Source organism: Chlamydia gallinacea 08-1274/3 (assembly GCF_000471025.2).
GTDB classification, from domain to species: Bacteria; Chlamydiota; Chlamydiia; order Chlamydiales; family Chlamydiaceae; genus Chlamydia; species Chlamydia gallinacea.
This window is the reverse complement of record NZ_CP015840.1, coordinates 154,349-165,668: the sequence shown is the minus strand read 5'-3', so window position 1 is coordinate 165,668 and position 11,320 is coordinate 154,349. Positions and strand designations below refer to the sequence as shown.

The window sequence follows — 11,320 nt, the reverse complement described above, 5'->3', positions numbered from 1 at the left end:
CTTTACAAATTCTCTTTTAATGTAGGTATTTCAGAAGATGAATTTTCTTGTTCCAAACCAGGCAAGAAAGGCTGGATAGGATTATGAATAGTTGAGGGATCCTCAATTTTGTGTAAAGAAGAAGAGACTTCTAAATCTTCAAACTTTCTTAATGTGGGAAGTACTCGATGTTGTAAGCTAGAAGACAAATCGTTATAGCTTTGAACAGTAAGATTTAGGTGTTTGCCAAGCTTGTGAAAATGATTAAAAACATTATATAAGCGATGATGGAGCTCCTTACCCAATCGTCCTATTTCTTGAATTTGTTTGTGTAGGTTTTCTTGTTTCCATGTATGAGCGATTGTTTTAAGCAAAGCCAATAATGTTAAAGGGCTTGAGAGAATAACGTTGGAAGAAGCTGCAATATCAATCAGTTCAGGAGCGATACGCAAAGCATCGTTAAAAATACTTTCTCCAGGAAGGAAAAGAATAACAAATTCAGGAGAGTAATGAAATTTATTCCAATAGCTTTTTGATTTTAAGGTTTTAATATGTTCTTTAATTTTTTTAATAAGATCAGATCTATCTGCATTTTCTTCAGAAAAATATGTTTCGGAAAACGGAGCTTTAGCATCAATAATTACACAACGATCCTGAGGAAGGCGAACAATCATATCCGCACGTACAAGGCCTTGAGGATCGCTAGCTTGTATTTCATAATCGCAGTATTTAATCATTCCTGAAAGTTCTAAAATTCTTTCGAGTTGTATTTCTCCCCAACGACCACGAGTGCCTGGATGTTTTAAAATATTTGTAAGAGCTTGTGTTTCTTTTTCTAATTTTTTTTCTACAGAAAGTAAGTGGGCTATTTGTTCTTTTAATGTACCGCGATCTTCAGCGTGCTGCGTTTCAAAGGTTTCTAAATTTTGTTTAAAAGCAAGTAAGGTAGCTTGAACTGGTGATAACAAAGATTCTATAGTTTTTGATTTCTCAGAAAAATACATCTGGCTTTCCATTTTCATCTCTTTAACAAGAGAATGACAAGTTACAGAAAATTTGTTACTCAAGTTCTCTAGTAATTGGTCTGATTGACGACAGCGCTCTAATGAGTTCTTTAGAAAATTATTCTCCTGCTCGAGTTTACTTTGTTTTTTCAGGTAGTGTCTTGCTCGTTTACGATAAAAAAGTGTTGCTAGAAAGAACCCCAAGAATAAAGAAAAACCACAATAAGGAATAACCTGTTCAGAAGAGGTATTGGGTAATGTAAAACATTGTGATGGTTCTTTACTAGAAATAGCATGCATTTTTGATGACTTGGGGGAGACTTTTCTTACAGAGTTTGAGGTTGAATCAGAGTGAATTGATATGGGACAATCCTTCAATTTATCTTTACAAGACAAGGTGATCATGACCGCTTCGTCTTTCTGTGGTAAGCAATAGCAAAAATAGGAAAGATTGCACAAACGTACAACCAAGAAACTAAAAAAAATACTTCAATGAAGTGATCTACAAGACCTAAGAAAAGTAGGCAAGCAACGAGTCCTGTAGTTGCTACAAGTGTAAATGAGGATACTTTGAAACGTAAATTTTTAATTCCAGGGAACTTCCAAGGAGAAATCATAAGACTGCCGGAAAAAAGTAAACTTAAAGGAATTAAAATAATGCGTACTTGCTTGGGTAATATAGTTGAAAAATTGGAAGCAAGTAACAAAGATAAAGAAACAACACAAGCTGCTGCAGCAGGAATGGGTAGACCGATAAAACAAGAAACTCGCGTTGTATCTGAAGACTTTTTAGAAAATAAATTATAGCGGACTAAGCGTAACACTCCGCAAAGAGAGTAGATAATGGATGTAATCAAGAGCAGTAATGAATAAAAACCTTCTGTAGGCACTCCATCAAGACTACGAATGGCAATTAATGGTGGCGCTATACCAAATGTAATGGCATCAGAAAGAGAATCAAATTGTGCTCCGAATGCACTTTCTGCTTTCATAATGCGCGCGATAGCCCCGTCGGAAAAATCCGCTATCATAGCACTAATTAATAAAAGAGATAATCCCTGCAGGCGGTGCAAAAGCTCAACAGAGGAAGAAGTTTTTAAGATGCTTTTGAAGATAATAAATAGCCCACAACATAAACCAAATGCAGTAATAGCATTAGGAGTAACTGCAAGACGCTTACCTCGAATATCGGATTCTAATTCTACCATGAGAAATGCGGAATTTTAACTATCGCTTTAGCATAATATATTCATCTAAAATCAACAAGTTTTTGGCAAAAAGATCGTTAGAAAATTACTTAGAAAATTACAGAGAAGAAAGCCTCTAGGCCTTACATTTTTTCTGGAGAAAGAGGTGACTTTTCAATTGCATGAAACAGAATCTATTCCTATATATAGTATACAGGCGCATAATGTTTCACTACATATTGGGTTTTTTGAAAAAATATCTTTGAGGAGCAGGGGGGGCTTTGTGTTTTTCTTAGGTGTTTAGTTAGGACTTTTTTATTCCGAAAATATGTAGGAAATGAGTCGCTATTTGTTTGATTTGGATATACATGTTGGCATCGAAACTCGTGGTTAGGGGGGCATATGGTCGAAACAAATGAGAAGCATTATACTATCGTGAAGCGTAATGGAATGTTTGTTCCCTTTAATCAGGAGCGCATATTTCAGGCTTTAGAAGCTGCTTTTCGTGATACGCGTGATTTGAAAGATGGTTCTCCTTTGCCTAAAGATCTTGAGGCCTCTATTTCTACCATTACTCGTCAAGTGGTAAATGAGGTCGTGAAAAAAATTCGTGAGGGTCAAGTAGTTACTGTTGAGCGTATTCAAGACATGGTTGAGAATCAGCTGTATATCAATGGCTTACAGGATATTGCTAGGGATTATATTATCTATCGGGACCAACATAAAAAACAGCGCGAGGGATCTTGGAGTCGAACTTCCGTAGTACGTCGAGATGGACATGCCGTGCGCTTCAATCCGATGAAAATTTCTGCAGCTTTGGAAAAAGCTTTCCGTGCTACAAAACAAATTGTTTCTATATCTCAACAAGAAGTTCTTTCAGAAATTAATATTTTAACAAATAAAATTGTTGAAGAAATCTTAGCAGTGAGCTCTACAGACAAAAGCATTGATATCGAGGTTATTCAGGATATTGTTGAAAAACAACTAATGGTTGCTGGCTATTATGAAGTTGCAAAAAATTATATTTTGTATAGAGAAGCCCGAGCAAGAATTCGCAGTCGTCATGAAGAAATACCTGCAGAAAGACAGCAGAAGGAAATACAAGAGGAAGAGTCTTATGAGGTTGTTCGGGTTGATGGTACACGCTATTGCATGAATAAGGCCCAATTAACAGAAAAGCTATTGTGGGCATGCCAAAGATTCTCAGATACAACAGATCCTCATTTGCTTGCCGAAATGGCATTTGCTAATTTTTATTCAGGAATGAAAGAATCTGAAGTTGTTTTAGCTTGTATCATGGCAGCTAGAGCCAACATTGAAAAAGAACCTCATTATGCTTTTGTCGCTGCAGCCTTACTTATGAATGTTGTGTACGAAGAAACATTGAACAAAAGTGCTACAGATCCTGATCTTATTGCATCGCAAAAACAGTGGTTTAAGGAGTATATTCTTCATGGCGAGCAGTATAGGTTGAATCCGCAGTTAAAAGAATATGATCTTGATGCTTTAGCAGAGGCTTTGGATATTTCTAGAGATCAGCAGTTTTCCTACATGGGGGTACAAAATCTCTACGACCGTTATTTTAATCAACACGAAGGACGTAGATTAGAAACAGCACAAATTTTTTGGATGCGTGTCTCTATGGGATTAGCATTAAACGAAGGTGAAAATAAAACTGCATGGGCAATTACTTTTTATAATCTTCTTTCTACATTTCGTTATATACCAGCAACACCTACGTTGTTTAATTCAGGAATGCTTCATTCGCAATTGAGTTCTTGTTATTTATCTACCATACAAGATGATCTAGCGCATATTTATAAAGTGATTGCTGACAATGCTATGCTTTCTAAATGGGCAGGAGGTATTGGAAATGATTGGACAGGAGTTCGTGCTACAGGAGCTCTAATTAAGGGAACTAATGGGAAAAGTCAGGGGGTTATTCCCTTTATTAAAGTTGCTAATGATACAGCAATTGCTGTGAATCAAGGTGGTAAACGTAAAGGGGCTATGTGTGTTTATCTAGAAATCTGGCATCTGGATTATGAAGATTTCTTGGAATTAAGAAAGAACACAGGCGATGAGCGTCGCCGTACCCACGATATTAATACAGCCAGTTGGATCCCAGACTTGTTCTTTAAACGTTTACAGCAGAAGGGCACATGGACGTTATTTAGTCCCGATGATGTTCCTGGGCTACATGAGTCTTATGGTAGGGAATTTGAACGGCTGTATGAAGAATATGAAAGAAAAGTTGATGCGGGGGAAATTAAATTATACAAAAAAGTTGCTGCAGAAGATTTATGGAGAAAAATGCTGAGCATGCTTTATGAAACAGGTCATCCTTGGATGACATTTAAAGATCCTTCAAACATTCGTTCCGCTCAAGATCATGTAGGTGTTGTTCGTTGCTCCAATTTATGTACCGAAATTTTGTTGAATAGTTCACAAACAGAGACAGCTGTCTGCAATCTAGGATCTATTAATTTAGTAGAGCATATTCTTGACGGCGCTATTGACGAAGAAAAACTCAGCGATACTATCTCTGTAGCTATTCGTATTTTAGATAATATTATCGACTTGAATTTCTACCCCACTGTAGAGGCAGCGAATGCAAATTTACAGCATAGAGCAATTGGTTTGGGAGTTATGGGCTTCCAAGATGCTTTGTATAAATTGAATATTAGCTATGCTTCCCAAGAGGCTGTGGAATTTGCTGATCGTAGTTCAGAGTTGATTGCTTACTATGCTATTCTCTCTTCAAGTTTATTAGCAAAAGAGCGCGGCCCTTATAGCTCGTATAAAGGATCAAAGTGGGATCGTGGGTACTTGCCCTTAGATACTATAGAATTGCTCAAAGAATATCGTGGAGAAGAATATCTAGATATGGATACTTCTTCGTATAAGGATTGGACTCCTGTAAGAGAATCTATCAAGGCTTATGGAATGAGAAATAGCCACACCATGGCAATTGCTCCCACAGCAACTATTTCCAATATTATTGGGGTAACGCAATCTATAGAACCTACATATAAGCATCTATTTGTAAAATCGAACCTTTCTGGAGAATTTACAGTACCCAATGTGTATTTAATTCAAAAGCTCAAGGAATTGGGACTTTGGGATGAGGATATGTTAGATGATTTAAAATATTTTGATGGTTCTTTACTGGAAATAGAACGCATTCCTGATGACTTGAAGAAGGTTTTTCTTACAGCATTTGAAGTTGAACCAGAATGGATCATAGAATGTGCTTCTCGAAGGCAAAAATGGATCGATATGGGCCAATCTCTCAATTTATATTTATCAGAACCTAATGGTAAAAAATTATCATCAATGTATCTTACTGCCTGGAAGAAAGGATTGAAGACAACTTATTATTTAAGATCTTCAGCAGCAACTTCTGTAGAAAAGTCGTTTACCGATATCAATAAGCGGGGAATTCAACCGAGATGGATGAAAAATAAGTCTGCTTCCACAGGTATTGTTGTAGAACGAATTAAAGAAATGCCAACTTGCTCTCTCGAGGAGGGGTGTGAGTCTTGTCAGTAACGAAAAAAGAGGAAGAATTATGGAAGCAGATGTTTTTGAAGGGAAGTTGAAACGTGTTCAGCTAGATAGTAAACGTTTAGTCAATTGTAATCAGGTAGATGTTAATCAATTAGTTCCTATTAAGTACAAGTGGGCTTGGGAGCACTACTTAAATGGATGCGCAAATAATTGGCTACCTACTGAAGTTCCTATGGCTAGAGATATTGCTTTATGGAAGTCAGAGGAGCTTTCAGAGGACGAGCGTCGGGTAATTCTTTTAAATCTAGGGTTCTTCAGTACAGCAGAAAGCTTAGTGGGTAATAATATTGTTTTAGCTATTTTTAAACATATTACGAATCCCGAAGCACGTCAGTATTTGTTGAGACAAGCTTTTGAAGAAGCCGTGCATACACATACGTTTCTTTATATTTGCGAGTCTTTGGGGCTTGAAGAATCTGAAGTATTCAATGCGTATAATGAACGAGCAAGTATTAAGGCAAAAGATGATTTTCAAATGTCTTTAACTGAAGATATACTTAACCCGAATTTTTCTACAGAATCTCTTGAGGGCTTGCGTAAGTTTGTTAAAAATTTAGTGGGTTATTATATCATTATGGAAGGGATCTTTTTCTATAGTGGTTTTGTCATGATCCTTTCTTTCCATCGTCAGAATAAGATGACGGGCATAGGAGAACAATACCAATATATTTTAAGAGATGAAACCATCCATTTAAATTTTGGTATTGATCTTATTAACGGAATCAAAGAAGAAAATCCTGAAATCTGGACACAAGAATTACAACGTGAAATTGTTGATTTGATTCAAAGGGCTGTGGAATTGGAAATTGAGTATGCCCAGGATTGTTTACCTCGGGGGATTTTAGGATTAAAATCTTCCATGTTTATTGACTATGTTCGTCATATTGCTGATCGTCGTTTAGAAAGAATAGGTTTGAAGCCTATTTATAATTCAAAAAACCCTTTCCCTTGGATGAGTGAAACTATAGACTTGAATAAGGAAAAAAACTTTTTTGAAACTCGTGTTACGGAATACCAAACTTCGGGAAGCTTGCTTTGGTAAGGGGCATTTAAACGTGTATTTCTAATTCTTTTTTCGATTTTTAGGGTTTTCTAAAATATGTTTTTTCTAGAGCAGTTATCCTAGATAAGAAAAGCTTACAGAAAAACTGAACGAGGTTTTATAATTCTTTGAGATAAAATCTGACTTCCTTGAAATTCAGTATAGATCTTGTTTAATGAAACCTCGAGATTTACAATTTCCTTTTCTGTGGAAAGAACGTTGTCCTAAGATTCAGGATTGTGTTCTTTATGTTCCTGAGTATTATTTTGAGCATAAGCACTTTCTCATGCCTTCATGGCATGACTTTTTTGGAAATTCCCATCCGATGATTTGTGAACTTTGCTCTGGGAATGGTGATTGGGTAATTTCTCAAGCCCTGTCCTCACCACAGACAAACTGGATTGCTGTTGAAAAACGATTTGATCGAGTCAGGAAGATTTGGTCAAAAATGAAAAATTTCCAAGTAAATAACTTAAGGATAGTCCATGGTACAGCGCAAACATTTTTGCATTATTATGTAGGTGATGCGAGTTTACAACGTATTGTAGTAAATTTCCCCGATCCTTGGCCAAAGATGCGTCATCGGAAGCATCGTTTGTTTCAAACAGAGTTTTTACAGGATGTTTTTAGAGTGCTACAAAATCAGGGTAGCCTAGCTCTTGCTACGGATAGTAAAACATATCTCATTGAAGCTATAAATATGATGCAGCGCCATTTCACTTCTTTAATCCAGGAGCCGTATTATCAATCCGTAAATGATTATGGAGGATCTTGGTTTGAAAAGTTATGGAGATCCAAAGGTCGAGAAATCTTCTACACAGAATTTGTAAAAGACTTGGGATATAGCTGACTTGAACAGCTGACCTTCACGATGTCAACGTGACGCTCTAACCAACTGAGCTAATACCCCAATAGTATTGAGACTACTATGTTATTGAGAAAAGAGTATCTTTGCAATAGGCATTCTATATGTTTCGAGAAATAAGTAGATGTCAAGGTAACGTTGTTCGCCTTGCCCATATAATTTTTCAAGAAATTCTTATTCCTGGAGATTGTGTTGTTGATGCTACTTGTGGCAATGGTCAGGATTGTTTGTTTCTAGCACGCTTGTTGCAAGGAAAGGGGAAAGTTGTTGCCTATGATGTGCAACAAGAAGCTCTGGACAGGGCTAAGTGCTTATGTGCGGCATCATTATCAGAAGAAGAATACAAAACTATAGAATTTAAAAAACAATCACATGAATATATTAATGAAGTGGGGGCGCGACTTTTTCATTATAATTTAGGTTATCTTCCTCGCGGAGATAAGTGTATTACTACCCTAAAAGAAACTACCATCGCTAGTATTCAAAAAGCTTTAACTTTAGTCGCAAACCAGGGAGTAATTACCGTAGTATGTTACCCAGGGCACAGAGAAGGAGAAAAGGAAATGACCGCATTAGAAACGTTGGGTAAGGAGCTCGATGTCCAGAAATGGGAAGTGGGGACATTTTATGTTATAAATAGGAATAAAGCTCCTCGATTATTAGTATTTCGCTCTCTTTAAGGAAGACGATAGGGAATAATACGAATTTCTTTTTCTAAATTGATTCCTTGAGATTGTAATTTATTTTGTACAATTTGAATCAGTTGTTTCACCTCGTAAGCAGTAGCTCGACCTGTGTTTACAATAAAGTTGGCATGTTTAGGTGAGATTTGGGCGTCTCCAAAGGAAAAGCCTTTAAAACCTGCTTCATCAATTAATTTTCCTGCAGAATTTCCTTCTGGATTACGGAAGATACAGCCTGCAGAGGGTAGTTGATATGGTTGAGATGCGAGCCGATGCTGTAATAGTTGTTTTGCTATTTGCAAGGCAGACGAATTTCGAGTGACCCTAAAGGTAGCGGATAAAATAAATTCTTTGCAGTAGTGAAATCGTGAGGAGCGGTAGCTAAAATCAAGTTGGTCTGCTGTATAGGAAATGATGTTTCCTTGAGAATCAATAGCCTCAACACTTTCAATAACTGAAGCAACATCTTGTTCCCCTACACCTGCATTCATGAATACTGCACCACCGACAGATCCAGGAATACCTAAAGCAAATTCTAGGCCGGAGTACCTACAGGAGGAAAGAGTTTTCCCAAGATAGGAAAAAGACATACCAGAATATACCTTCACAGTGGTTTCAGAAAGAAATTCTTTGCCTTGGATATTATTAAACAGGATAAAACCATCGAACCCTTTGTCATCAAATAAACAGTTTGATCCTTTGCCTATAATGACAAAGGGATAATTATGACTATAAAGGAAACGAATTACTTCTTGAGCTTCACTTACAGATTGAATTTCTTTAAAGTAATTTGCTGGTCCTCCAATGCGAAACGTGGAGTATTTGCTTAACCAAACACCACGACGCACAAAAAAGGGAAATTGCATAATAGTAGATTTTTTCACGTCGTGTGTTCTCATTGAAGTGCTTAAGACAGGATATAAATTAAAATCAATAGATTAACCACATATTAGCCTTTCTGGATTTTCTATAGTAGGTAGGGATAAACGAAAAATGTCATTTAATACTGCATAAATAAGAGAGCAGGCTTCTATATAGCTAAATTTTTTGATGAGTCGAGTGGCTTCAGTAATTAAAATAGCAGAATTAATGGGTTGATCATTATAAAAATGTTCGAATAGTGTTAAACGTAACACGTTTTTTTCTATTAAAGCTAATTTACTAAACGAAGTTGTTTTAATGGTTTGAGAAATTAATGTGTCGAATTCTGGTGCTTTGGCAAGGATTTCTTTAGAGATGTTTAAAGCAAGAAGGACATGCTTTTGCGTTATCGCAGTTTCAGACATGACTAGAGGGACCAGGACAGCTTCTTCTAATGTAGAATCTATACTCAAAGCGTATAATATTTGCAGTACGACTTCTCGCATTTTCCTTTTGGGGAGAGGACGAGGGAGCTTAATGCAAGCCTTTGAAGACGCCGGAGCTAACGTAGGCATGGGGACACACCAAACAAGTAAATAAACAGTTCTTTTGATAAACTATAAAGTGCCCCTATCAGCTTGCTATTACTTAGCGTAGCCAAAGGTGCGAAGACATTAAAGAAACCATTCTATAGTTAAGAAAGTTTTCATCGCAATAAAAATTATGATTATTAGTGTGTTATAATACATTTATACTGATATTGATATAGAGACTTCAATGTACAATAATTTTTTAATCAAAAGATGATTTACCTCAACTCTGGGTGAGAAATAGAATAGACAAATTTTGGACAGTTAGGATTTCAATTGCTTTTCTTTTGAAGATTCCCTAAGATCTTATGCTTGCTTGTCTGGGTGAGTTGGGGCTATTCCCATAAAGCTTCTCAAAAGATGAGTACCGGATTCTGATCATTGTAGGGTCATATTAACGAGTAATCGGGATAGAGTGTGGTATTAAATTTAAAAATTAATAGACAAATACGGACACCTAGAGTTCGCCTAATAGGTTCTGGTGGCGAACAGTTAGGCATATTAAGTCTTAAAGAGGCTTTAGATTTAGCCCGAGAAGCGGGTTTAGACCTCGTGGAAGTTGCTTCTAATAGCGAGCCTCCCGTATGTAAGATTATGGATTACGGTAAGTACCGCTATGATGTAACGAAAAAGGAAAAAGGGAGTAAAAAGGCTCAGCATCAGGTACGTATTAAAGAAATCAAGCTAAAACCTAATATTGATGATAACGATTTCTTTACTAAATTAAAGCAAGCACGAACTTTTATAGAAAAAGGGAACAAAGTAAAGATCACCTGTATGTTTCGAGGTCGTGAACTCGCGTATCCCGAACACGGGCACAAGGTTGTACAAAAAATGAGTCAGGGATTAGAAGATGTTGGATTCATAGAATCGGAACCTAAATTAAATGGTCGTTCTTTAATCTGTATTGTAGCTCCCGGAACAGTGAAAACCAAAAAAAAGCAGGAAAAATTACATGCCCAAGATGAAAAGCAATAGGTCTGTTGCGGCGCGTTTTAAACTGACCGGTTCAGGTCAATTAAAGAGATGTCGCCCAGGGAAAAGACACAAGCTGTCAAAGAAGTCTTCACAAGAAAAACGTAATCTATCTAAGCACCCCTTAGTAGATAAGGGACAGTTAGGTACGTATAAGCGTATGATGCTTGTTTAACGTAAAGGATTTATTATGGTAAGAGCAACAGGTTCAGTAGCCTCTAGACGTCGTCGTAAGCGTATATTAAAACAGGCTAAAGGTTTTTGGGGAGATAGAAGGGGGCACTTTCGTCAGAGTAAATCTTCTGTAATGAGAGCCATGGCCTTCAATTATATGCATAGGAAGGATCGTAAAGGCGATTTTCGTAGTCTTTGGATAGTCCGTCTAAATGTAGCAGCAAGAATTCATGGTTTATCTTATAGCCGTTTAATTTGCGGCTTAAAGTATGCAGGGGTAAGCTTAAATAGAAAAATGCTCTCAGAAATGGCTATTCATAATCCTCAGGGTTTTGCTGAAGTAGCAAATCAAGCTAAAAAAGCTTTAGAGACGGCTGTTTAGGAGAGAAG

11 protein-coding genes and 1 tRNA gene are annotated in these 11,320 nt (G+C 36.8%); 7 read left to right on the top strand and 5 right to left on the bottom strand.

The window, feature by feature from the left end:
* Nucleotides 1–2: 2 nt before the first annotated feature.
* Both M787_RS00760 and M787_RS00755 read right to left on the bottom strand, forming a co-directional pair.
* Nucleotides 3–1,388 carry a DNA recombination protein RmuC gene (locus M787_RS00760; RefSeq protein WP_021828561.1) on the bottom strand — a complete coding sequence of 462 codons (1,386 nt, stop codon included), beginning with the start codon at nt 1,386–1,388 and terminating at the stop codon, nt 3–5.
* The gene (locus M787_RS00755; RefSeq protein WP_021828560.1) at nt 1,385–2,191 is read right to left on the bottom strand and encodes a CDP-alcohol phosphatidyltransferase family protein; all 807 of its coding nucleotides are present in this window, start codon (nt 2,189–2,191) and stop codon (nt 1,385–1,387) included. The genes M787_RS00760 and M787_RS00755 overlap by 4 nt, the downstream gene beginning before the upstream one ends.
* A 381-nt stretch (nt 2,192–2,572) precedes the next feature.
* Here M787_RS00755 and M787_RS00750 point away from each other — a divergent pair, with 381 nt between their 5' ends.
* From M787_RS00750 to trmB, 3 genes are all read left to right on the top strand, one after another.
* Nucleotides 2,573–5,722: a ribonucleoside-diphosphate reductase subunit alpha gene (locus M787_RS00750; protein ID WP_021828559.1), complete on the top strand. Its 3,150-nt coding sequence runs from the start codon at nt 2,573–2,575 to the stop codon at nt 5,720–5,722.
* 19 nt (nt 5,723–5,741) lie between these two features.
* Nucleotides 5,742–6,782: a ribonucleotide-diphosphate reductase subunit beta gene (locus tag M787_RS00745; RefSeq protein ID WP_021828558.1), complete on the top strand. Its 1,041-nt coding sequence runs from the start codon at nt 5,742–5,744 to the stop codon at nt 6,780–6,782.
* Nucleotides 6,783–6,957: 175 nt separating this feature from the next.
* Nucleotides 6,958–7,632 carry a tRNA (guanosine(46)-N7)-methyltransferase TrmB gene (gene trmB / locus M787_RS00740; RefSeq protein ID WP_021828557.1) on the top strand — a complete coding sequence of 225 codons (675 nt, stop codon included), beginning with the start codon at nt 6,958–6,960 and terminating at the stop codon, nt 7,630–7,632.
* Here trmB and M787_RS00735 read toward each other — a convergent pair.
* Nucleotides 7,619–7,692: transfer RNA gene (locus M787_RS00735), tRNA-Val, on the bottom strand. The two genes, trmB and M787_RS00735, sit on opposite strands and share 14 nt — an antisense overlap.
* Before the next feature lie 59 nt (nt 7,693–7,751).
* Between M787_RS00735 and mnmM the strand changes: the two genes are divergently transcribed.
* On the top strand, nt 7,752–8,327 hold the full coding sequence (mnmM, locus tag M787_RS00730; protein ID WP_021828556.1) for a tRNA 5-(aminomethyl)-2-thiouridylate-methyltransferase MnmM: 576 nt from the start codon (nt 7,752–7,754) through the stop codon (nt 8,325–8,327).
* Here the strand turns inward: mnmM and murB are convergent.
* Nucleotides 8,324–9,214 (bottom strand): UDP-N-acetylmuramate dehydrogenase, encoded by an 891-nt coding sequence (murB, locus tag M787_RS00725; RefSeq protein WP_021828555.1) that lies wholly within the window; start codon nt 9,212–9,214, stop codon nt 8,324–8,326. The two genes, mnmM and murB, sit on opposite strands and share 4 nt — an antisense overlap.
* 54 nt (nt 9,215–9,268) lie before the next feature.
* A complete protein-coding gene (gene nusB, locus M787_RS00720) occupies nt 9,269–9,766 on the bottom strand; it encodes a transcription antitermination factor NusB (RefSeq protein WP_021828554.1) in 498 nt (165 codons plus the stop codon).
* 432 nt (nt 9,767–10,198) lie between these two features.
* Between nusB and infC the strand changes: the two genes are divergently transcribed.
* From infC to rplT, 3 genes are read left to right on the top strand one after another with little or no spacing between them, the layout of a single operon-like run.
* The gene (infC, locus tag M787_RS00715; RefSeq protein WP_021828553.1) at nt 10,199–10,759 is read left to right on the top strand and encodes a translation initiation factor IF-3; all 561 of its coding nucleotides are present in this window, start codon (nt 10,199–10,201) and stop codon (nt 10,757–10,759) included.
* The gene (gene rpmI / locus M787_RS00710) at nt 10,737–10,931 is read left to right on the top strand and encodes a 50S ribosomal protein L35 (RefSeq protein ID WP_021828552.1); all 195 of its coding nucleotides are present in this window, start codon (nt 10,737–10,739) and stop codon (nt 10,929–10,931) included. The genes infC and rpmI overlap by 23 nt, the downstream gene beginning before the upstream one ends.
* A gap of 15 nt (nt 10,932–10,946) precedes the next feature.
* Nucleotides 10,947–11,312: a 50S ribosomal protein L20 gene (gene rplT, locus M787_RS00705; RefSeq protein ID WP_021828551.1), complete on the top strand. Its 366-nt coding sequence runs from the start codon at nt 10,947–10,949 to the stop codon at nt 11,310–11,312.
* Nucleotides 11,313–11,320: the final 8 nt, after the last annotated feature.

Coding starts and splice junctions, on each gene's coding strand:
- M787_RS00760 (WP_021828561.1), bottom strand. CDS start 1,388: ATGATCACCTTGTCTTGTAAAGATAAATTGAAGGATTGTCCCATATCA.
- M787_RS00755 (WP_021828560.1), bottom strand. CDS start 2,191: ATGGTAGAATTAGAATCCGATATTCGAGGTAAGCGTCTTGCAGTTACT.
- M787_RS00750 (WP_021828559.1), top strand. CDS start 2,573: ATGGTCGAAACAAATGAGAAGCATTATACTATCGTGAAGCGTAATGGA.
- M787_RS00745 (WP_021828558.1), top strand. CDS start 5,742: ATGGAAGCAGATGTTTTTGAAGGGAAGTTGAAACGTGTTCAGCTAGAT.
- trmB (WP_021828557.1), top strand. CDS start 6,958: ATGAAACCTCGAGATTTACAATTTCCTTTTCTGTGGAAAGAACGTTGT.
- mnmM (WP_021828556.1), top strand. CDS start 7,752: ATGTTTCGAGAAATAAGTAGATGTCAAGGTAACGTTGTTCGCCTTGCC.
- nusB (WP_021828554.1), bottom strand. CDS start 9,766: ATGCCTACGTTAGCTCCGGCGTCTTCAAAGGCTTGCATTAAGCTCCCT.
- rpmI (WP_021828552.1), top strand. CDS start 10,737: ATGCCCAAGATGAAAAGCAATAGGTCTGTTGCGGCGCGTTTTAAACTG.
- rplT (WP_021828551.1), top strand. CDS start 10,947: ATGGTAAGAGCAACAGGTTCAGTAGCCTCTAGACGTCGTCGTAAGCGT.